The organism is Arundinibacter roseus, from assembly GCF_004348825.1.
GTDB classification, from domain to species: domain Bacteria; phylum Bacteroidota; class Bacteroidia; order Cytophagales; family Spirosomataceae; genus Arundinibacter; species Arundinibacter roseus.
The window spans coordinates 1-22898 of record NZ_SMJU01000021.1; the positions used below are offsets into that span (position 1 = coordinate 1).

At 46.8% G+C, this 22898-nt stretch carries 16 protein-coding genes; 7 read left to right on the forward strand and 9 right to left on the reverse strand.

What is annotated here, in order from left to right; all coding sequences use genetic code 11:
• Nucleotides 1-102: 102 nt before the first annotated feature.
• The 4 genes from EZE20_RS22470 to pdhA all read right to left on the reverse strand — a co-directional run bounded on the left by EZE20_RS22470 (nt 103) and on the right by pdhA (nt 4022).
• Nucleotides 103-1467 (reverse strand): DUF262 domain-containing protein, encoded by a 1365-nt coding sequence (locus EZE20_RS22470; protein WP_132122007.1) that lies wholly within the window; start codon nt 1465-1467, stop codon nt 103-105.
• A gap of 36 nt (nt 1468-1503) precedes the next feature.
• Nucleotides 1504-1983 carry a 6,7-dimethyl-8-ribityllumazine synthase gene (gene ribH, locus EZE20_RS22475; RefSeq protein WP_132122009.1) on the reverse strand — a complete coding sequence of 160 codons (480 nt, stop codon included), beginning with the start codon at nt 1981-1983 and terminating at the stop codon, nt 1504-1506.
• 113 nt (nt 1984-2096) lie between these two features.
• The gene (locus EZE20_RS22480; RefSeq protein WP_132122011.1) at nt 2097-2795 is read right to left on the reverse strand and encodes a tetratricopeptide repeat protein; all 699 of its coding nucleotides are present in this window, start codon (nt 2793-2795) and stop codon (nt 2097-2099) included.
• A gap of 198 nt (nt 2796-2993) precedes the next feature.
• Nucleotides 2994-4022 carry a pyruvate dehydrogenase (acetyl-transferring) E1 component subunit alpha gene (pdhA, locus tag EZE20_RS22485; RefSeq protein WP_132122013.1) on the reverse strand — a complete coding sequence of 343 codons (1029 nt, stop codon included), beginning with the start codon at nt 4020-4022 and terminating at the stop codon, nt 2994-2996.
• Nucleotides 4023-4217: 195 nt separating this feature from the next.
• On the opposite strand from pdhA, the gene recF reads away from it, so the two are divergent.
• The 5 genes from recF to EZE20_RS22510 all read left to right on the forward strand — a co-directional run bounded on the left by recF (nt 4218) and on the right by EZE20_RS22510 (nt 12775).
• A complete protein-coding gene (gene recF, locus EZE20_RS22490) occupies nt 4218-5303 on the forward strand; it encodes a DNA replication/repair protein RecF (RefSeq protein ID WP_132122015.1) in 1086 nt (361 codons plus the stop codon).
• A 209-nt stretch (nt 5304-5512) separates the two neighbouring features.
• The gene (locus tag EZE20_RS22495) at nt 5513-5905 is read left to right on the forward strand and encodes a BlaI/MecI/CopY family transcriptional regulator (protein WP_132122017.1); all 393 of its coding nucleotides are present in this window, start codon (nt 5513-5515) and stop codon (nt 5903-5905) included.
• Nucleotides 5906-5907: 2 nt separating this feature from the next.
• Complete coding sequence (locus EZE20_RS22500; RefSeq protein ID WP_132122019.1) at nt 5908-7830, forward strand: M56 family metallopeptidase; 1923 nt, start codon at nt 5908-5910, stop codon at nt 7828-7830.
• A gap of 321 nt (nt 7831-8151) precedes the next feature.
• On the forward strand, nt 8152-11088 hold the full coding sequence (locus EZE20_RS22505) for a SusC/RagA family TonB-linked outer membrane protein (RefSeq protein ID WP_228713973.1): 2937 nt from the start codon (nt 8152-8154) through the stop codon (nt 11086-11088).
• A gap of 10 nt (nt 11089-11098) precedes the next feature.
• Nucleotides 11099-12775 carry a RagB/SusD family nutrient uptake outer membrane protein gene (locus EZE20_RS22510; RefSeq protein ID WP_132122023.1) on the forward strand — a complete coding sequence of 559 codons (1677 nt, stop codon included), beginning with the start codon at nt 11099-11101 and terminating at the stop codon, nt 12773-12775.
• Between the two features lie 151 nt (nt 12776-12926).
• Here the strand turns inward: EZE20_RS22510 and EZE20_RS22515 are convergent, their stop codons facing one another.
• From EZE20_RS22515 to EZE20_RS22535, 5 genes are all read right to left on the reverse strand, one after another.
• Nucleotides 12927-13196, reverse strand: coding sequence for a Txe/YoeB family addiction module toxin (locus EZE20_RS22515; protein ID WP_132122025.1), 270 nt, complete (start codon nt 13194-13196; stop codon nt 12927-12929).
• Nucleotides 13193-13405: a DUF2683 family protein gene (locus tag EZE20_RS22520; protein WP_132122027.1), complete on the reverse strand. Its 213-nt coding sequence runs from the start codon at nt 13403-13405 to the stop codon at nt 13193-13195. The genes EZE20_RS22515 and EZE20_RS22520 overlap by 4 nt, the downstream gene beginning before the upstream one ends.
• Before the next feature lie 546 nt (nt 13406-13951).
• The gene (locus EZE20_RS22525) at nt 13952-15034 is read right to left on the reverse strand and encodes a ferredoxin--NADP reductase (protein ID WP_132122029.1); all 1083 of its coding nucleotides are present in this window, start codon (nt 15032-15034) and stop codon (nt 13952-13954) included.
• A 210-nt stretch (nt 15035-15244) separates the two neighbouring features.
• Nucleotides 15245-16462, reverse strand: coding sequence for a pyridoxal phosphate-dependent aminotransferase (locus tag EZE20_RS22530; RefSeq protein ID WP_132122031.1), 1218 nt, complete (start codon nt 16460-16462; stop codon nt 15245-15247).
• A gap of 127 nt (nt 16463-16589) precedes the next feature.
• Nucleotides 16590-17741, reverse strand: a complete 1152-nt coding sequence (locus tag EZE20_RS22535) for a substrate-binding domain-containing protein (RefSeq protein WP_132122033.1) — start codon at nt 17739-17741, stop codon at nt 16590-16592.
• Nucleotides 17742-18044: 303 nt separating this feature from the next.
• Between EZE20_RS22535 and uxuA the strand changes: the two genes are divergently transcribed.
• Together uxuA and EZE20_RS22545 are read left to right on the forward strand one after the other, a co-directional pair.
• Nucleotides 18045-21329, forward strand: a complete 3285-nt coding sequence (uxuA, locus tag EZE20_RS22540) for a mannonate dehydratase (protein ID WP_132122100.1) — start codon at nt 18045-18047, stop codon at nt 21327-21329.
• Between the two features lie 53 nt (nt 21330-21382).
• On the forward strand, nt 21383-22765 hold the full coding sequence (locus tag EZE20_RS22545) for a Gfo/Idh/MocA family protein (protein ID WP_132122035.1): 1383 nt from the start codon (nt 21383-21385) through the stop codon (nt 22763-22765).
• Nucleotides 22766-22898 lie beyond the last annotated feature (133 nt).

The window sequence follows — 22898 nt, forward strand, 5'->3', positions numbered from 1 at the left end:
TAACAACTTAATATATCTTTCCTTATTAAGTCCGGTTGCAGAACGCCATTGACGCTCATTTTTTAGATCATTTATCGATATTTTCATGTGCCAAATTTAAGACTATTTTTCCATTGCAACAAGTCTATTCTCAAAGTTCTCCAAACGTTCCAAAAAGTAAGTTCTATTTTTCGATTTGATATTATAGACGTCCTTTATTTTTAATGCGTCAATTACTTCTGCATTATTAGGGAATCGTTGTACACCAGTTCTTTGTATTAATGACTTTTGAATTGAATACAAATAGTTTGCTGGCTCAACTTTGTCATAAAGACTCATGAATATTTTATTCAAAGCATTAGTGGGTAAGCCAAGAATAAAACGTCTCCAAGTAAATGTTTGAACCAAATCCAAAATTTTTATAAATGTCGGCTTATCAATTACTGAATTTGAATAATCATCGTAAACTTTCATTAGAAAAGGATAAGCTACATTTATTTCTAGTCTATTTATAAATTCTAATTGGGTTCTTAATTCTTTGTCGCTTTCATTTTTGGGATTAATTAATTTATTGTAATGCTTTACCAAAGACTTTATGCTTGATAAATTAGCTTCTAACCTATCCAACGTCGATGTAGGATATTTAGATTTGAACTCCAAATATACTTTTCCTTTATTAGGTATATTCTTGTTTTCAAGAGTTAAATAATCTCTAATAAAATCAGAAACTCGACTTAAATTTAACGTTTCATCTTTGGCAAGTTTTTCAATCACCTCCCAATAGCTTTGATAGATTTTCTTTTGATCTTTTGGATTAAGACCCATTAAAATATAGTTCCGAATTAAGTCTGCTTGAGCAAGCTCTAAGCCTGTTGAATTAAGGCTTTCAAAAATTCTTTGTGGATTGTCTTTTTCTCTATCAAGAGAAACTTCGACAAACATTAATTTTGAAAGCCCTTTCAAAACGGTTTGATAGTTGTCTTCTGTAATCCTACCTTTGAAGTAATTGAAATTATCGATTAATTTTGAAAAATCTAAATATTCTTCATTTTCATCACATCTTAATAAATACTTTAACGCTCTGTCATTATTATCGGTTGGTCGTAATTTTAATTTTTCTTCGTCCGGCAAAAACTTGTTAATAAGGTAAGTTTCACTAATCTCATTTTCAAGTCCTTCGTTTTGAATAACTTTTGCAAGACGGTGAAGTGCCAAATATATAAGTGTCAAAGTCGTAAGCCTTTGTTGTCCATCAATAACTGTTAACTCCTTGACTCTTGTTGCTGTATAAACGTCATCGTGTACATAAACGATACTTCCAATAAAGTGTGCGTTCATTTTTTTGCTTTCCCCAACTTCGAGTATATCATCCAAAAGCTGTTTGCACTGTCCAGTTGTCCAATCGTAATTTCTTTGGTAAACGGGTATTACAAATTGTGTCTTGTTAGAGGACAAAAAGTCTTCTACTTTGGTCTCATTTGCCTTCATAATTTTTTTCGTTCATAGCCGATCAGAAACAAAAGCTTACACAAGTGATAACATCTTTATGGCGGTCATTGCGGCTTCGTCGCCTTTATTGCCATGCTTTCCACCGGCGCGGTCAAGCGCCTGTTCCTGCGAGTTGGGGGTCAATACGCCAAAAATAACCGGTTTGTGATAGGTCAGACTAACCTGTGTCAGTCCGTGAGCAACGGCATGATTGATATAGTCATTGTGTTTGGTTTCGCCCTGAATCACGCAGCCGAGCGCGATGACTGCATCTACTTCAATTTTTCGGGCAAATACCTGTGCACCAAAACTTAATTCATAGCTGCCGGGTACGTTGGCACGTATAATATTTTCGGGCTTGGCGCCATAGCGAATCAGTGTGGCGTGAGCACCTTCAAAAAGCTTTTCGGTAATCTCGTGGTTCCATTCTGCCACCACAATCGCAAAGGTTGCCTGACTGATGTCGGGAAGGCCGTCGGTAGAAAATACGCTTAAATTTTTATCAGCACTTGACATAGGATATTCAGCTTTGAAGTAGGTAGAAATAAAACGTAGGCCACTAACTAAAAAAAGGATAAAACCAGAGTCGGCTTTATCCTTTTTCAGGGGCTAAGTGTAATGAATGCTCATTACTCGCCGACTTGCCCTTCGAGGAGTCCCTTAAATTTCTTGGCATTTGTTACTTCTGCCGAGAGTGGGTGCTCGTCAATGATGCGTTTATAGGAAGCGATAGCATCCTTTGGAAGCTTTGCTTTTTCCTGAGCTATTCCCAACTTCATGAGGTAGATGGGCGTAAATTCGTTTGATTGATAATCAGCAGCTTTCTTGTAGGCACTAATGGCTTCGGCAGGCTGATTTTTTTCCATGTATGCATCACCAATCAGAGCAAGTGCACGTGCCTGAATGACGAGATCGCTGGCGCTGAATGATTCCAGACGATTGATGGCGTCATCAAATTTGCCTTGCTTCATCAGAGCAATACCAGCATACAGATTGGCCAGGTTGGCTGCGTCAGTACCGCTATAATTATCTGCAATGCTAAGCAGACCCTCATTTCCACCACTGCCGTTTAGGGCTTTTTGGGTTGAATCGGCCTCAAAATCATACACCACGTTTGAAAGAGCTACCTGCGCACTGCTTTCCTGACCGTCCATATAAAACCGATACCCGGCAAAAGCCAGCACGGCGACCACGATAGCCCCGCCGATTGCGATCAGTACTTTTTGATTTTTGCGGAAAAAGGATTCAGCCTTATTAATTTGCCCCGCCAGCGCGTCCGGATCTTCGATAATGTCCAACCCGGAACCCGCAGTATTTTTCTTGCTCATACTATTGGTTGAAATTTGGAGTGCAAAGTTATGAAAAGTTATGAAACTCAAACAAGTAAAAGGCTATAATTTCAAGCCCGGCAAGTACTGATTCTCAATAATCCTGCCAATTTAAACAAGTTGGACCTCTCTTTGCCCCTGTAAAAGCAAAACGCCTGCCGAAATCTGATCCCGGCAGGCGCTTTGGTGCAATGTATCTTACTCTGTCACAAACGGATAGTCGGCTTGTTCGTACACATCCGTATACGCTTCTTTGGGATCGGGGAAGGCCGATTCTTCGGCAAACTGAACGGACTCAGCGACGATTTCCTTAATTTTCTTATCTATATCAGATAATTTTTCTTCGGTGGCAAAGCTATTTTTCAGAATAGTATCTTTCACCATCTCAATTGGGTCACGTTTTTTGTACTCTTCAACCTCTTCTTTGGTCCGGTATTTTTGGGGATCAGACATCGAGTGTCCCCGGAACCGGTACGTCCGGAATTCGAGGTACGTAGGGCCATCGCCTTTGCGGGCGCGCTCAGCGGCACGGCTCACGGCTTCATGAATTGCCTCTACATCCATCCCGTCCACGGGCTCAGAAGGAATATCGTAGGCTTCACCCAGGGTGTATAGTTCGGTTACGTTAGACGTCCGTCCTACGGAAGTTCCCATGGCGTAGCCGTTGTTTTCTACTACAAAAATCACGGGCAATTTCCAGGTCATAGCCATGTTGAAGGCTTCGTGAAACGCTCCCTGACGAACGGCGCCATCGCCAAAAAAGCAGATGCACACGTTGCCGGTTTCATTATATTTTTCGGCAAAGGCAATGCCTGCGCCCAACGGAATCTGCGCGCCCACGATGCCGTGACCACCCATAAAATTGCGCTCCTTATCAAAGATGTGCATGGAGCCTCCTTTTCCTTTGGTGGTGCCGGTTTCTTTACCAAACAACTCTGCCATAATAGCGTTGGGACTTGTGCCAAGAGCGAGCGGCATGCCGTGGTCACGGTAGGCAGTAATGTACTTATCGTCAGGAGTTAAAGCCGTAGCGGTGCCCGAAGAGCACGCTTCCTGACCAATATACAGGTGGCAGAAACCACGGATTTTTTGCTGACCATACAACTGTCCCGCTTTTTCTTCAAAACGACGTTGCAACAGCATGTTCTCATACCAGAACATGTAGCGTTCTTTGGAGTACTGTACTTTTTTTGCGGTTTCTTTCTTTTTTTCTTTCACGGTAGCCATACGGGAAGATGGGTATGATGTACGAATTACAACTTAATGCTTGCTTTCTTGCAAATACGACCGAATATTCTGTTTTCTGGTAGTAATGCAAGAACTTTACGCGTTGATTTTGGGCAGGACTGGACTTTCAAACAGATCACGTCTCCCGTTTTATGAAGTGCGAAATTAAGAATAAACTCCCTAACAAAGAAGCTCATGTGGCTTGAAAAACTCCATCTTACCTATTTTAAAAGCCACGAAGAAGGAAGTTTTACGTTTGGCGAGCGTGTAAACTGCCTTGTGGGCGAAAATGGAAGCGGCAAAACAAACCTGCTGGATGCCATCTATTTTCTGGCTTTGACCAAAAGTGCGTTCCAAAATCAGGATGCGCTGGCGATTCGGCACGATATGGATTTTCTTGTGCTGGATGGGTATTTTTGGGAGCAAGCCAGGCCATTACAAATTACATGTAGTTTGCAACGAGGTCAACGTAAAGTACTTATGGCCGATAAAAAACCCTATGAGCGTCTCAGCGACCACATTGGCCGTTTGCCCGTAGTGCTGATTGCGCCCGACGATACCGACCTGGTGCGGGAAGGAAGCGAAGAGCGGCGGCGTTTTTTTGATGGAGTGCTTGCTCAGCTCAACCCGCGCTATCTGGATGATTTTCTGCAATACAATAAATTTCTGACCCAACGCAACGGCCTGTTAAAGCTTTTTGCGGAAAGGCATGCGCTTGATGAGGTACTGCTGGAAACCTACGACGAACCACTGATTGAACTCGCTGTTCGGATTCATGAGCAGCGGCAGGCGTTTATGGAACGCTTTCTGCCTATTTTCCGAAAACACTATGCCTTTTTGAGTACAGCCAAAGAACGAGTAGAGGTGGTTTATGAAAGCGAAGTAGGCGCCGCAGATTTCCCGGCTCTTTTCAGAAAAAACCGCTCGCGCGACCTGCATGCGCAGCGCACCGGGAAAGGTATTCATAAGGATGACTACGTGTTTGAGATTGATGGCGTAGCGCTCAAAAAATTTGGTTCGCAAGGGCAGCAGAAGTCATTTGTGATTGCCCTTAAACTCGCGCAGTACGAGCTGTTGGCGGAGGAAAAAGAAACGAAACCGATTCTTTTGCTGGATGATATTTTTGATAAACTGGACGATAAACGAATTCAGCAGCTCATTCGACTTATCGATGACGGTTCCTGGGGGCAGGTGTTCATTACCGATGCCCGGCCCGAACGCTCCGAGCGAATCCTGGAACATGTGAAAGCAGAGGTTCGCTTTTTTCAAATTGGCTTCTAAAATCTGATATTTTCCAAATTTTTGTAATGTATTGATAATCAATTAAATAATTTGTTGAGCAAAATAACCCATCCTTTACTACGAAATATTTCGTAGTAAAAATTTGCTTCTACGAATTCTTTCGTACATATTTGTTACGAAGATCTTCGTACATAGTGCAGGGTCAAAAATCCTGTGGTTTTTAAAAATTTAGTTAAAAAAATATACGTATGGCCAATCATTCATCTTTTCCCCCAAAACCTACCGACTCAGAGTTGGAAATTTTGTCCTTCCTCTGGCAGCATGGGCCCTCTACCGTGCGGCAGGTACACGACCACCTGGCCGAAACCAAGGAAGCGGGTTATACTACCACGCTTAAACTGATGCAGATTATGCACGAGAAAGAACTCCTCAGCCGTACCGAAGAAGGACGCTCGCATGTCTACACGGCCAAGGTTCAGGAAGCAGAAACCCGGCAAACGCTGCTCGACCGATTTGTTGAAACCACTTTCCGTGGCTCGGCGGCGCAGCTTGTCATGCAGGCCCTGGGGAATCACAAAACGTCGGCCCGTGAATTAGACGAAATCAGGCAATTATTGAACAACCTCGAAAACAACCATTAGCCATGAATAACATACTTGATTTGTTACCAGCTTCATTCGTCCCATCTCTGGGCTGGACACTCCTACACGCCCTCTGGCAGGCTACGGCGCTGTGCATGGTAGCGGCAGCAGGCTTTTATTTACTGAAACACCGCAGCGCGCAAACCCGTTACGTGCTGGGAATCACTCTCCTGGGAGGGCAGGTTTTGGCCTCAATCGCTACTTTTATGTACTATCAAGCTGCCTTTCGGCCATCCCAAAAGGTATTCTCTTCTACGCTTCGCATGCAGGCATTGCCCGAAAATGCACTTTTATCTACAACTTCTGCCTCCGTATCGTTTTCCATGCAGGTTCAGCTTTGGCTGTCGATTCACATGCAGGAGCTCGTTGTGTGCTGGTTCATCGGCGTAGCGGTGCTTCTTGTGCGGTTTCTGGGAGGCTGGCTGTATCTGGAACGGCTGCGGCTGGCCTCCAGCCGGATTCAGGATAACGGCTGGAATCTGCGGTTTCGGGACCTTATGAATCGGTTGCGCATTCAGCAAACGGTCGATTTGCGGGAGTCTGTACATACCCTAAGCCCGATGGTAGTTGGTGTGGTGCGGCCGGTAGTTCTAATGCCGCTTGGACTACTTTCCGGACTTTCGCCGCAGGAATTTGAGGCAATTTTGGCGCACGAGCTGGCGCACATCCGCCGGCACGATTATCTGGTCAATCTGCTGCAATCGTTTGTAGAGGTCATCTACTTTTTTCATCCCGGCTTGTGGTGGCTTTCGGGCCGCATCAGAGCCGAGCGGGAGCATTGCTGCGACGACCTGGCGCTGAGCGTATGCGATGACCGCAGTGCCCTGGCACATGCTCTGTTGCGGGTGGCAGAGTTTGGGCAAAGTCCGGCGTTGGCCGTAGCCTTTGCCTCGCGTAAACCGTTGCTGTTGCAGCGAGTGCGCCGGGTATTGGGTGTGGCCTCACCCGCCCGCCGACCGGGTAGTTACTTTCTGGCTACTCTTTTGCTCCTTTCGATGTTGGCCGGAGTTTCGGTTTATGCGATTCAGGCTGACTCTAAGGAAGATAAGTCTAAAACCTCCAAAGCAAAAGAAACCAAAGAGACGTTTGTCGCAGCCTCTGCGGTGGACGACACAACTAATCGTGTAGAAGAAGAATTAACCCTGATTCCCGGGTTGGATCTCGACGTTTTTCATGCCCAGTCAATAGAGCTGACACCTTCGGAATTTGTGGCAATGAGCGACACCTTGCGAGAAAAAAGAGCGCTGATTCACGAAAAAATGAGGACGCTGCATGCCGAAATGAAACCTCATCATGCTGAAATGCAGGCATTACAAAAACAAATGCAGCCACTAAATCAGCGCATGCATGAAATTCATCTTGCCATGGAAAAGCATCAGTTTGAGGTAGAGCGGTATCAGCGCGAAGAAGAAAAGATTGAATGGAAGAAACAGAGCGCCCACGATGAGCGGCAGAAACTGATGGACAAACGCTCAGCGGTGATGTATCCCAAAAGTGGACAAAACACAGCAAACCCGGCAGAGACAGAAAAGAAACTCGCGGAATTTGAAACACAAATTAAGGCAAAAGAGCAGGAAATCTCGGCCTTAAACGATCAATTGGCACAGGTTCAGAAGCAACAAGCCGAAGCTGAAAAACCATTGGATGCTCTGAATGCCGACATGGAAAAAATAAATCAGGAAGTAGAAGCCCTCAGTGAAAAAATGGAACAGGTAAGTGAAAAAATTGAGTTGATCGGACAAAAGCTGGAACTGGAAGCGAATCAACTGGAAAGTTACGTACCCGCACCGCCTGCGCCACCACGACCGGCCAAGGCGCCAAAAGCCCCCAAAGCTCCGGGTGCAACCTCTTTGAAAGGTGCAGTAGCTGCTCCGCCCGCACCCGCAAAAGCTCCCCGCGCGCCAGCTGCTCCTAAAAAACCATAAATCGAAAAAGTTTTTGGGGATACTTCTACAAAAGCTGTTGTCAGACATCCTGGCAACAGCTTTTGTAATTTATGCTCCGAGAAGTTATTTGATAATCAACAGAATGTAGGACATTTTCATTATTTAATTATTAGTAACCAAGAGCTATATCCGTGATGAAGCATTCATAAACATTCAGTAACATTGGCAAAATACTGAGCTAATCCTGCGTAGGGTACTTTGCACTCCTGTTTTTTAAATATCTTTACTAACTATTAAACAAACATAATTTTTTCTTAAAAAATGACTAAAAATTTACAAACCCAATCAATTGGCTTTCTGATGCTGATTCTGATGCTCCTTGGGCACGGACAGGTACAGGGCCAATCGGCGGTCACGGGCAAGGTGGTCGCTTCGGATGGAAGCGGCGGGCTGCCGGGTGTCTCTATTTTGGTAGAAGGTACCCAAACTGGCGTATTGACCGATGGAAATGGTCAGTATTCCATTCCCACTAAAAACACAGATAAGCTCGTGTTTAGCTATGTGGGCTATGTGCCACAGACAATTACCGTTGGCAATCGGTCGGAGATTAACGTAACGCTGGAAGCCGATGTAAAAACGCTAAGCGAGATGGTAGTAGTAGGCTATGGCACGGCCCGCAAACGCGACGTGACCGGAGCTGTATCGTCAGTAAAAGCTGAAGATTTTAACCGGGGGATTATCAATTCGCCCGAGCAGCTATTGCAGGGAAAAGTAGCGGGTGTTAACGTAGTTTCGGCAAGTGGCGAGCCCGGCAGCAATCAAAGCATTACGATTCGTGGGCCGGGAGGCGTGCGAACAGGCAGTACACCTTTATTTGTGATCGACGGGCTGGCACTTGACAACTCGGGTACAGGCGGAGCGATCAATCCGCTCAACTTTTTGAACCCACAGGATATTGAGTCAATTGATGTGCTGAAAGATGCCTCCGCAACGGCTATTTACGGATCACGAGGAGCAAATGGAGTAATTTTGATTACGACCAAAAAAGGCAAGTCCGGTACATCTTCCCTTACCTACTCATCGAGTTTGGGTATTTCAACACTGGCTCGGGCGCTACCCGTTTTTACGGCGGATGAGTTCAGAAAGAATGTAAAGGAAATTGGCGGAGCTTTGGAAGATTTTGGCGGCAATACCGATTGGCAAAAGGAAGTGATGCGTACGGCTTACACCCAAAACCATAACCTGACGTTGGGCGGTGGTGCTGATAAATTGACGTATTACGCTTCGTTGGGTGTTCAGAAGCAGCAGGGTATTTTGAAAAATAGTGATCTGGATCGGTATACCGGCCGTATCAATGTTACCCAAAAATTCTGGGAAGATCGGCTTGTGGTTGATGTAAACCTGAATGCTACCCAAACCAAAAACAAACGCCCGCCTATTGGCAGTATGCTTGGCGGAGCAATTGCAACCAATCCGACGATTCCGGCCTACGATGCTGACGGTGAACCTTCGCGCTACGAAAGTGGCACCAATCCGCTCGTGACGATGGCTCTCCAAAAAGACATCCTGACCAACAACCGCATCATCGGTAGTATATCTCCCTCGCTGCGAATTCTGGACGGGTTGGTATATAAACTCAACTATGGTATCGACAACTCCAATTCAACCCGCGACCTCCAATCACTGTCAAGCACCGTGCCGCAGCAGGATGGCCGTTTGGAAACCATCAATACCTACAACACCAATAGCCTGATTGAGAACTACCTGACCTATACCAAGGAAATTGGGGCGCACAGCTTTTCGGCCTTGGTGGGGCATTCGTACCAAAAAATATTTTTGCAGGGACGTTCGTACTCCATCAATAAATTCCCAATCACCAACGTAGAACCAATTTATAATCCTGGATTAGGACAAGAACTGACACTCGCCAATAACAAACCTACGGGCTACGCCCTGCGCAACGAATTGCAGTCGTTTTTCTCACGGGTAAATTATCAGTATAAAGATAAATACCTTGTAACAGCTACAGTACGGGCCGATGGTTCTTCCAAGTTTGGTGCCAATAACAAATACGGCGTGTTCCCGTCGTTTGCATTGGGCTGGCGCCTGTCCGAAGAAGACTTCCTGAAAACCTCGTCGGCAGTAAGCAACCTGAAACTGAGAGCGGGCTGGGGACAAACCGGAAATCAGGAGATTCCATCCAAAATTACACAGCCGTTGTTTACCTCGCAGGTTTCGGCAGGCACAAGCTACCCGCTTACGCCTACCGGGCCTTTTCCGGCCGGAACTACCTTCTCGCGTTTGGCCAACCCCAATATTCAGTGGGAAGTTTCTACGCAGTCAAACATTGGCCTTGACTTTGGTTTCCTGAATGGCGCGTTGAGTGGCTCAATTGATTATTTCAATAAAGTAACAAGTGACATCCTGCTGGAAGTAATTCCTTCGGATCCTGTGCAACCTGCTGGCTCTTTCTGGACCAACGTGGCCGATATGCAGATTAGAAATCAGGGATTGGAAATGGAGCTGAACTATCGCTTTGTGAAACCTTCGGGCATTACGTATAATGTTGGCGGTAATATTACTTTTATCAAAAATGTAGTAACCAATTCTCCTTATTCAGTAATTCCCTCGGGTAGTGCGTCAGGGGCCGGACTTACGTCAGCAACGATCAACGGCTATATCAGCGGAGAACCAATTGGTACTTTCTTCCTGAGAGAATTTACAGGCTTCGACGAAAAAGGACTAAGTACCTTCAAAGATGCGAACGGCGACGGCATTGTGTCTGACAAAGACCGTGTAGCAATGGGAACAGCCCTGCCCAAAATGCAGTACAATTTCTTCGGAAATGTAGCTTATAAAGGATTTGACCTAAACGTAAATTTCAATGGAGTAAGTGGCAACAAAGTCTATGACAACACGGAAAATGCCAATTTCTTCAAATTGCGCCTGTCTAAATCGCTCAATACTACGCCTGCTGCACTGGAATTCCCCGAGGAGTCCATTAACAATGCCGCTCCGGTTTCGTCGCGCTATCTCAAAGACGGCTCTTTTCTGCGCCTGAACAACATGTCGCTGGGTTATAACATCAATACAACAGCCCTGGGACTTTCTAAATGGGTATCGTCGGCGCGTTTGTCAGTTACGGGGCAAAACCTGTTTTTGATTACTTCTTACGATGGCTACGATCCGGAAGTAAACACCGACCGCACCATCAACGGCATTACCTCGTATGGGATTGACTATCTGAGTTATCCAAAGGCTCGTACCGTAATCTTTGGTCTAAATGTTACTTTCTAATTTTATGAAAATGAAAAAAATAATCTATTTATTCATTATTGGTGCTGGCTTTCTGGGCGTACAGAGCTGTACTGATCTGAACGAAGAGTTTCTGGATGAAGCCTCCGCAACGGGCCTCACCGACAAGCAGGCCGCCGATGGCATTATTGCGCCGGTGTATGCACGTCTGCCTGATATATTCCTGCATACCGGATATTTTGCTTTACAGGAAATAAGTACCGACGAAGCCATTCTGCCCTATCGGGGTGGTACGGATTGGGGCGACAACGGTATCTACCTGGACCTTCACCGTCATACGTTCCAAAGTACAAGTGCCAATGTGCGCAATACCTGGAACAATATTCTTCAGGGAATGTCACGGGCGATTGCCGCTATTAACGAACTTCCAACCATCAATGACGCCAACGCCAAAGTTTATCTGGCCGAAGCAAGAGGGATGCGGGCGTACTACAACATGCTGACGCTGGATTTGTATGGAGTTGCTTTTGTAAAAGAAAATTTGGGCGCAACCTCAAAAATTATTCGTCGCGACGAAGCCGTTGAATACATTAAGAGCGAATTGATGGCCATTGAAAATGACCTGTCAACCACCGTTGGCCCCGGCCGCCTGACCAAAGGCGCTGTGTGGGGGCTATTGGCGCGTTTGCATCTCAATGCGGCGGTGTATCGGGATCCTTACGCAGCAACGTTTACCTTCAAACCGGAAGACATGGATAAGGTGATTGAGTATAGTGATAAGATCATTACGTCCGGGCAGTATCAACTATCGCCTGATTATTTCAAAATTTTTGATTCCGACAACAACACCAACAAGGAGCTGATCTTTGCCGTTGATCAGCGTGCGGAACTCAACGGTCATAATCGTCTGATGTACTTTTCGCTCTCAGGAGATCAATTCCCGCTGCCTGCTTTCCCGGCTGCCAATGGTACCGACGGCCCCGGCATCACGTCTGATTTTTATGATACATGGGTGAGTGCCTATGGCTCCGACGATCCGGCCACGATGGATCCACGGTTTACCAAAACTAATCAGGCAATTACGGATACTTGTGTTGCGGCAGAAAGTTATAATTTTAACCGGGGAATTCTTCGTGGGCAACAATATGGCCTCATTCGTCGCAATGGCGCTTTTGTGCGCTGTTCAGACGGTCGCTACAAGATTGGTCCGCTCTTCAACGATAGCCGCAACCGCCCAACTACCCCCGTGATTTTTACAAAAAATGTTGATTTCTCTGTCGCCGGAAGCGATTACAGCACGGGCTATCGGGTATTGAAATATGAGTTTAGTAAAAAATCAGCCAGCGGACGAAACTTTGGCGATGCCGACTATTCCATCATTCGTTTGGCAGATATTTATTTAATGCGTGCCGAAGCCAAACTTCGTAAAAGTAACGACGCTGCCGGAGCATTGGCCGACGTAAACCTGGTGCGGGCTTCACGTACTGCTACAAAACCGGCCCCTGCCTTGACCCAAATGAGCCTTGATTTGCTGTATCGTGAGCGAGGTTTTGAATTTTACTGGGAAATGCTCCGCCGGACGGACATGATCCGTTTTGGAAAATATGAAGGTACATGGACTGAAAAAACAAATTCAGATCCGCAAAAACGTATTTTCCCGATTCCACAAACGGCTATTGACGGAGCTTCTAACCTACCTGGATATCTGGTCCAAAACCCCAGCTATTGATTAGTAGCTATTAACTTGCCGAGTAACCAAAAGAAGCAGCAACCATTCGGTGCTGCTTCTTTTGGTATTATTCTAAAAAGTCAACTCTTTATTTAGCTGAAAAAATAGGCAACTATGGGCGAGTCGCACTTGAAATCTGAATCTGCGCTAATTATTCATAATGCCCTTTGGCGGCAATGATAACCACAATTACATCGCCATCAACTTCATAAATAAGCCTATGTTCGTTGTTGATTCTTCGAGACCACAGCCCAGACAAATCATATTTTAATGCTTCTGGCTTGCCTGTGCCAATAAATGGGTGTTCAGTTAGTTCTTCTAAAAGCGTGTTTATTTTTTTGAGAACTGCCTTATTGCCCGACTTCCGATGAAAATCAATGTCATTTTGGGCTTGTTTGGTAAAAACAAGGCGGTAGCTCATTGAATATCTAAAAACGCTTTAAAGTTCTCTTTTTCAACTGTTACAAAATTACCATCTGCATATTCCTGACGGCTTTTTTGAATTTTAGCTACAAATTCTGAGTTGTATTCACTCGGAGATTCAGCTACTTCAACAAAGTTTAGTGAGCGAACCAACTGCATAAAAAAAGAGAACTTATTATCGGGAATATTGAGCGTTACTTGTTTCATGATTAAGCTTGTATTAAAGTTTGAATCCTCATTTTTCTATCAAGTTTAATAGTTTGGCTTGCAACAACTACCAACTCTTGCAGAGTTCTTTCAAACGTTATGCAAAAGTAATCGTCCCAAACACTTGCATTTACTCATACATTAAATTTAGCGCAAAAATCAAGTATAATCAAAACAGCTGGTAAATGTGTATAGAAATGAAACATTGAGGATTGTTTTTTTATTTAATATATAATTGATCTACTCAGTCGAGCTATCTCCACCTCTGATATTTGTTATTGATACGTGAGTAGATTTGTAAAGAAAGTATAAAGTTTAGGAATTTGTCAGGCTGAGCGAAGCGGCCGCCGCTGCGGTCGAAGCCAGTCTGCCAGCGGGCTTCGACCGCCAGGCGGCCCTGTTCGCTCAGCCTGACATTCAAAATTATTTACATTTCAATTCACTCATCAATAATCAAAAGAAGAATAATGCACTGGAACTAAAATAAATAGTCAGTAGAAAAGCGAAAATCAATTTCATGACAAAATAAAAACGTACTAACAAGCACTACTCCAATTCCAGCACGACATCGTCGCTCATGGGATGAGCCACGCAGGTCAGGATAAAACCGGCTTCCAGCTCAGCCTTCGACAGCGCATCTTCTTCATCCAAATGTACCTTTCCCGACACGCACCGCCCCATGCAGGCCGTGCACATGCCTGCCTGACAGGAATAGGGCAAGTCAATGTCAAGATCAAGGGCGGCTTCAAGCACGGTTTGGTGAGGTTCTACCCGAAATTTATATTCGGAGCCTTCATACAGTACTGTTACCTCATGTCCTTTGGCGCCTTCTTCGGCATCGTCGTCGGCAGCAACTACCGCCACGTCTCCCTGTGCTTTGGCGGTGGTGGCGGTCAAAAAGCTTTCTTTATGAATTTGGTCGGGATTAATTTCCTGAATATCAAGCGCCCGGCGGGCTTCTTCCATCATATCATCGGGCCCGCACAAATAGTAGTCCGTAACGGCCGGGTCCGGCACGGGCAGCGTTTCCAGAATTTTCAGAATCTGCGTTTTATTCAATCGTCCCGTTTCGCCCGTCCATTCGCCTGTTGGCTGACTGAGTGTATAAACCAATTGAAAGCGATCGCCATACTTGGCTTTCAGCGCATCGAGTTTATCTTTAAAAATAATACTTTCCTGGTTTCTGTTGCCATACAGCATATACACCACGCTTTCGGGCTCAACCATCAGCACCGACTTTGCGATAGAAACCAGCGGCGTGATGCCACTCCCCGCTCCGATTAGCACCACCGTGCGGGCTTTTTCGGCATCTATTACAGGACCAAAATGCCCCATCGGTTCAAGTACTTCGAGCGCATCGTCCACTTTCAGGTGGTCGTTGAGGTAGTTGGAAGCAAAGCCACCGGGAATGCGTTTGACCGTGATTGCGAGCGAAACATCTGTATAGGGAGAACTCGACATGGAGTACGAGCGCCGGACTTTGGTTCCTTCGTGCGGCAGCAGCAATGTCAGAAATTGCCCCGGTTTATACTTCACTACCTCATTGATTGGATGCCAGAAGTGAATCGTTACAGCGTCGGGGGTTTCGCGCTCTATTTCTTTAACTTTTAAAAAAAGATATTTGCTCATTGTTTCTGAAATCGCAGTTCAAAGGTATTTAAAACAGTTTTTTACAAACTTAGCAGATAAGACTTTACGCCCTGTTGAGTAAGGTTGTTTTTATCAGAATGCTATAACCGAGAGTGGTTGAGGAAAGTTTACAGCGAAAGGCAAATGTGCTAAACCAAAGAAGCCCTGCAACGGTCGCTGCAAGGCCTCTTTGATTCTATACTTATACTATCAGGACAAAGTTGCCACGGCATCTTTTATGCGGGTAACGGCTTCTGTGAGGGCTTCGTCAGACGCTGCCGTCGAAATCCGAATGCAGTTTGGCGCACCAAAGCCTGAGCCCGCTACGGTTGAAACAAAGGAATTGTTGAGCAACCACAACGAAAAATCGTCCGAATCTTTGATCAGATTTTTACCGTCAGATTTACCAAAATAAAAACTTACATCAGGAAATGCATAGAACGCTCCCTGGGGCACATTGACTTTGAAGCCAGGAATTTCTTTCAGTAAACCAACCACCAAATCCCGGCGACGGGCGTAGGCTTCGGTCATTTTTTTGGTGGCATCCAAAGGTCCGTTGAAGGCGGCAACGGCGGCCTTCTGCGCAATAGAATTTGTACCCGAAGTTACCTGTCCCTGCAATTTCTCCACCCCTTCGGCAATCCATTTGGCAGCACCAATGAAGCCGATGCGCCAGCCCGTCATGGCAAACCCTTTGGCTACGCCATTAACCGTAATGACGCGTTCTTTCATGGCCGGGATAGCTCCCATGCTGAAATGACCTTCTTCGGTGAAATTGATGTACTCATAAATTTCGTCCGCCAGCACGTACACATTCTCGTGTTTTTCGAGAACATCCGCCAGCGCCCGAAGCTCTGCCTCCGAATAAACCGACCCCGTGGGATTGTTTGGCGAAGCGTACATAACCACTTTTGTGCGTGGCGTGATGGCAGCTTCCAGTTGTTGGGGAGTAACTTTGAAGTCGTTGTCAAAAGCACCTTCCAAAATAACCGACTTGCCTTCGGCCAGTTTCACCATTTCGGAATAACTCACCCAATAAGGAGCAAAAATCAGTACCTCATCGCCCGGATTGACCAATACCTGAATGACATTGGCAAGCGAATGTTTGGCACCGGTCGAAACCACGATATTCTCGGGTTTCCAGTCTATATTGTTATCACGTTTCAATTTATCGGCAATTGCCTTGCGCAGATCGGGGTAGCCTGCTACGGGCGAGTACCCGTGAAACCCATCGTCGATGGCTTTCTTAGCGGCTTCACAAATGTGTTCGGGGGTTTTAAAATCGGGCTCACCAACACTCAGGCTGATGACCTTGTGGCCTTCGGCGGCCAGTTCCCGGGCCTTTTTTGTCATCGCCAGGGTCGAAGATTCTTCGAGGGCGTTGATGCGGTCGGCCAATGACCGGGTTTGCTCTGTTACTGCGTACATTGCAATAAAAAATTAAAGTAATTGAAACGGTTTCAACAAATTGCCCGCAAAGTTACGAGTTTTTTCAAAGGAGTTGTATTTAGAACAAAAAGAAGTTTTTGTATGGCAAGAGATATTTTTATTTTTTTTAGCGTTTCCGCACCGACGATTGCCGGACAATCAACTCGCCCCGAATCTGCCGTGTGATGGGGACAAAATCGTCTGCCGCCAGAATTTGTTCTAAAAATAAAAGAGCGGCCTGACGGCCAATTTCAATTGGGTGCTGATGCACGGTAGTCAGGCCGGGTTCAATAACCGCGGCCAGTTTGTCTTCACCAAAACCCGCAAAGGCCAGTTCCTGCGGAATTTGCCCCCCGTTTTTTTTCATTTCCATCATCATATCGATGGCGTTTCCGTAGTGCACACAAAACACCGCTTCGGGCGGTTGCGGCAAGGTGCGCCAGCTGTGCAAGGCGTGCAATGCCTCCGCCGGTTTAAACTGACTGTGACAAATCATGACTTCTTCCGGGGCGATTCCCTCCTGCTTCAAAACGTGCAAAAATCCATCCACCCGGTGCCTGCTGATAAGCAGATTTTCGGGGCCGGCCAAAATCGCAAATCGACGGTGCCCTTCCTGAATCAGATGTGTAGCCACGGCTGCCCCGCCGCCAAAGTCATCCTGCACTACTTTCGAGGTATCAATATCTTCGCACACCCGGTCGAAATGCACAATCGGGATGCCTTTGCGGTGCTGAAGCCGGATGTGTTCAAAGGTGGTGGTTTCGGTAGAATGGCAAATCAATAATCCATCCACGCGACTCGCTACCAATGCCTGCACGTTAGCCACTTCCACCTGATGCGACTCGTTGGATTGGCATACCATCACCCGGTAGCCCGACTCGGAAGCTACCTGCTGAATACCGCTCACTACGGATGCGAAAAAAGGACGTTCGATGTCGGGAATAATTACACCGATTGTGTGCGTTTCCTGGTTGCTCAGACTTTGCGCCAGTAAATTTGGCTGATAATCAAGCTCTTGTGCAACTCGTAGCACCTCAGCGCGCGTAGCCTCACTAATCCCGTAACGGTTGAGCAAAGCCCGCGAAACCGTTGATGCCGAAATCCCCAAAAAGGCGGCTATGTCCAGAATCGTGGTTTGATGCCGTTTCTTCTTGGGGAGTATTTCCGACTGCACCGTAAAATGATAGCGACAGGCGCCACAAAAAAAGCGCTGCTTTCCCCGCACAAATCCAGCCCGCTGAAGACCTTCTTTTCCTGAACATTGGGGACACGAGACCATGTTATTGAATTGTACTTAAAAAATAAACTATCCGGTTTTTCAGACTCCTTTTACAATTACTCCTGAAACTAAAAAGGCAACTACGTATATTTTTACTACTAATTTTCTTGCCTATCGGGATCGTTTTCGTTAACGATCCCGATAGGTTTTCCTTGTTTTTTATTAAAAATAGTACGATTAGACTATTGATTTGCATTTAAATTCCGGTATCTTTTGACATAATGAGCTGATTGAATCATGCTTGATTCGAACTAAGGAAGAACTATAAATTGTAATTTTATAAGAATGAGTTTTAAACAATCTATGCGGTGGTTTGGCCCACACGATCCCGTTTCGCTGATGGACATCCGGCAGGCGGGCTGCGCCGGGGTCGTCACGGCACTGCATCATATTCCGGTAGGAGACGTGTGGTCGGTTGCCGAGATTACTAATCGGAAAGAACTGATTGAGCAAAACAATGACTTTTTTTCACCACTTCATTGGGTAGTAGTAGAAAGTCTGCCGGTTCACGAAGACATCAAAAAAGGGCTGCCAGGTCGGGATATTCTGATACACAACTATCAGGAATCACTACGTAATCTGGCAGCCTGCGGCATCACAACGGTATGCTACAATTTTATGCCTGTACTTGATTGGTCACGTACAGATCTGAACTTTGCCATGCCCGATGGAGCAGGTGCCCTGCGTTTTGTATGGCAGGATTTTGCGCTTTTTGATCTCTTTATTTTGCAACGTCCCGAAGCAGAAAAGGCGTACAGCACAGAAGTTCAAAAGGCAGCCCGGCATCAGTTTGAGCAGCTTACACCCGAACAGATTCTTGAACTAACCAACACTGTTTTGCTTGGTTTACCGGGTTCAGAAGAAGCCTTTGAGTTACGCTCTTTCCAAAGTTTACTGGATCAGTATCAACTTATTGGCGATGCCGAACTCCGGCAAAATCTCTACTATTTCATTCAGCAGGTGGCACCTTTGGCAGAGGAATTAGGCCTGAAACTATGCATACATCCCGACGATCCGCCGTTTCCATTGCTCGGACTGCCGCGAGTCGTAAGTACCGAAGAGGATCTTGCCCAACTCCTGGAAGCCTGCCCGGTATCGGCCAACGGTATTACGTTTTGTACCGGCTCGCTCGGCATTCGTCCCGACAACGACCTGACGGCCATGATCCGGCGATTTTACGACCGAATTCATTTTGTACACCTGCGTACCACCAAACGCGAGGCCAATCCCCGGAATTTTCATGAGGCCGCCCATCTGGAAGGTGATGTGGATATGTACGAAGTAATTAAAACATTTGTGATGGAAGAAAAGCAAAATACGACCGACGGTGTTGCTGCCAAAGCATTGCCTATGCGGCCGGATCACGGGCATCAGATGCTGGATGATCTGCATAAAAAGACCTATCCGGGCTATTCGGCCATTGGCCGGCTTAAAGGGCTTGCCGAGTTGCGTGGGCTGGAATTGGCCATTCGCCGTACGTTTCTGACACTTTTGCTGCTGGGCGGATGCCTGTTGTCGGCCCTTGCCGACGATGGCTACCGGCTTTGGCTAAAATACGATCCGCTTCCGGTGAGTGCCGTTCAAAAAGAATACACCGCGCTGCTAACTGCAATTGCCCCTCCGCCATCGGATTCGCCCGTTGCGCAAACGGCAGTGAAGGAATTGAGAAAAGGGCTGGAAGGGCTTTTAAACAAGAAAATAACTCTTCAAACATCTGTGTCTATTTCTGAAAATGGAGTTGTATTTACGCTAAACCCTTCTGCCAAACTGGACGCAGAAGGCTACCACTTGTATCGCAAAGGGAAGCAAACGATTATTGAAGCAAAAACAGAAAAAGGATTGCTCTATGGCACATTTGGACTGCTGCGCCACCTGCAAACCCTGGGCTCGCTGACGGGGCTTGATCTGGTGAGCAATCCAAAAATTCAGCTGCGAATGCTCAATCACTGGGACAACGTGCTGGGGACCATCGAGCGGGGCTACGCAGGCTCGTCGCTATGGAAATGGTATGAACTGCCCGAGCGCATGGACCCACGCTACGAAGATTATGCCCGCGCCAACGCTTCCATCGGAATCAATGCCGTGGCGGTCAATAACGTGAACGCTAGCGCCCGATTTATGACGGCAGAGTACCTGATAAAAGTGAAGGCGCTGGCAGATGTGTTTCGTCCGTATGGCATCAAGGTGTTTTTGTCGGTTAATTTTGCTGCTCCGCGTATTTTGGGTAAATGGGAAACACCCGAACTAAAAACGTCTGATCCGCTGGACCCGCAGGTACAGCAGTGGTGGAAAGACAAAGCCAAAGAGATTTATACGCTCATTCCGGACTTTGGAGGTTTTTTGGTGAAGGCAAATTCGGAAGGAGAGCCCGGCCCGCAGGATTATAAACGCACCCACGCCGATGGCGCCAATATGCTGGCCAAAGCCGTGGCTCCACAGGGGGGCGTGGTCATTTGGCGAGCTTTTGTGTACAGCCCCAACCCGCAGGGAGATCGGTTCAAAGAAGCGTACAATGAGTTTAAACCGCTGGATGGACAGTTTGATTCAAATGTGATTGTACAGGTCAAAAATGGCCCCATCGACTTTCAGCCGCGCGAGCCTTTTTCGCCGTTGTTTGGCGCAATGCCCAAAACGCCCCTTGCCATGGAGTTTCAGATTACGCAGGAATACCTCGGTTTTACTACCAATCTAACCTTCCTGGCAAGTATGTATAAAGAATGTCTGGAAAGCGATACCTACGCCAACGGAAAAGGAACAACCGTGGCAAAAGTGATTGATGGTAGCGCTCATCAGTACCCGCTGACGGCTATTGCGGGCGTGGCCAACACGGGCTCTGACCGCAACTGGACGGGGCATTTTATGTCGCAGGCCAACTGGTATTCTTTTGGCCGACTGGCCTGGGATCATGGCCTTTCGGAAGAAACACTGGCTGATGAATGGATCAAAATGACGCTGACCCGTGTGCCTTCTGCTGTTAAAACGATCCGAGAAATGTTGCTCGTTTCGCATGAAACCTACGTTAACTTTACTACACCGCTGGGCCTGCATCACATCATGGGGCAGAACATTCACTTTGGACCCGAGCCCTGGCTCGAACGGAGTCGGCGCCCCGACTGGACGTCGATTTACTACCACCGGGCCGACTCGCTGGGGCTGGGGTTTGACCGAACAGCCTCCGGTAGTAACGCCCTCACGCTCTACCGTCCCGAAGTACAGGCGCAATGGAACAACCCCGCCACTTGCCCGCTGCCCTACCTGCTGTGGTTTCATCACGTAGCCTGGGACACCCGCTTGTCTACCGGGCAAACGCTTTGGAATGAGTTGTGTACACGTTACTATGAAGGAGTCAACGGAGTAGCAGACCTGCAAAAGCAGTGGAAAAGTGTTGAAAATCATATAGATGAAGAGATTTTTGACGATGTAGCCGGTCGGTTGGCCGTGCAGCACCGCGAGGCTCTCAACTGGCGGGATGCCTGTGTGCTGTATTTTCAAACCTATGCTAAAAGACCAATTCCGGCGCCTTATCCTACGCCTGAACGCTCACTCGACGAACTGAAAAAGTTGGTAGAAATTTATCAGCTTCGCTAAATCCAATTCAGGAAAAAGAGTCGTATTAAAACTAAACCAAACCTTTTGAACCAATGGAGCGTAGAGATTTTTTAACCAAAACCCTGGCCGGAGCCACGGGGGTAGCTTTGGGTTTTCCAACGATTGTTCCATCAAGTGTTTTTGGAAAAAATGCACCGAGCAATAAAATAAATATTGGTCAAATTGGCTGTGGGCGCATTGCCCGTGATCACGACTTGCCCGGTACCTGGCAACACGAAATCGCCCGGATTATGGCCGTCAGCGACGTTGACAGCAATCGCATGGCTGATGGCAAAAAACTGATCGAAGGCTATTACACCAAAAAAACCGGCAGCAGTACGTATGTCGATGTACAGATGTATGGTGACTACCGCGACATGCTCCTTAACAAAGACATTGACGCAGTTATTATCAGTACGCCCGATCATTGGCACTCGCAGCCAGCTATCGAGGCCGCTTTGGCGGGAAAAGACGTCTATCTGCAAAAACCAACTTCACTTACCATTGCCGAAGGCCGGACGCTGAGCAACATTATCCAACAAAAAGGAACGATTTTACAGGTAGGAACGCAGCAGCGATCATCGCCCCAGTTCCGTTTGGCCGCAGAACTGGTGCGCAATGGCCGTATTGGCAAGCTGCATACCGTGCGGGTAGGATTGCCTGGTGATCCGTCGGGGCCGGATGCACCGACGATGCCTGTACCCAAAAACCTGAATTTTGATGCCTGGCTGGGCTCAACTCCCGAAATCCCCTATACCGAAATAGCCGTTCATCCGCAAAAAGGCTACGGCCGCCCGGGTTGGCTGCGCATGGAACAGTTTGGAGCCGGTATGATTACAGGTTGGGGGCAGCATCACTTCGACTCCGCCGCCTGGGGCATGGATACCGAGCTGACGGGGCCGATTCGGGTGGAAGCAGTGGCCGAGTTTCCGCGCGCCGGTCTGTGGAATGTTCACGGGGATTTTATGGTAAAAGCCGAGTACGCCAACGGCATTACCATGTATACAAGTGGAGGCTATCCCAACGGCATTCGCTACGAGGGAACTGACGGCTGGATTTTTGTTTCAAGAGGAAATTACGTCGCCTCATCAAGTGATCCGGTGAGCCAGGAAAATAGTAAAAAAGCGCTTGATGCCAGCGATCCGCGGATTCTGAAATCAGAAATTGGCGAAAAGGAAATTCACCTCTACAAGAGCGACGAACAACACGGCAATTGGCTCGAATGCATCCAAAGCCGCAAACAACCGATTTCGCCAGTAGAAATAGGGCACCGGGCTTGTTCGGTTTGTCTAATTAGCCACATTGCCATGAAATTGCCCCGCGCACTCGAATGGGATCCTGTTGCGGAGCGTTTTAAAAATGACACAGAAGCTAACGCCATGCTGAGCCGCCCGCAACGAAAACCCTACGGTACGGAGCATATTAAGATGAAATAGTTAAAGAGCTGTTAGCAATTAGTTTATTAGCTATTAGGGTGTTATCTTGCTCATAATCAAGTATTTGTTCCAGTATTGCATGGTCTTTTTAATGAAAACTATATAGGTGCAAGTATTTATCAGTAATTAAATA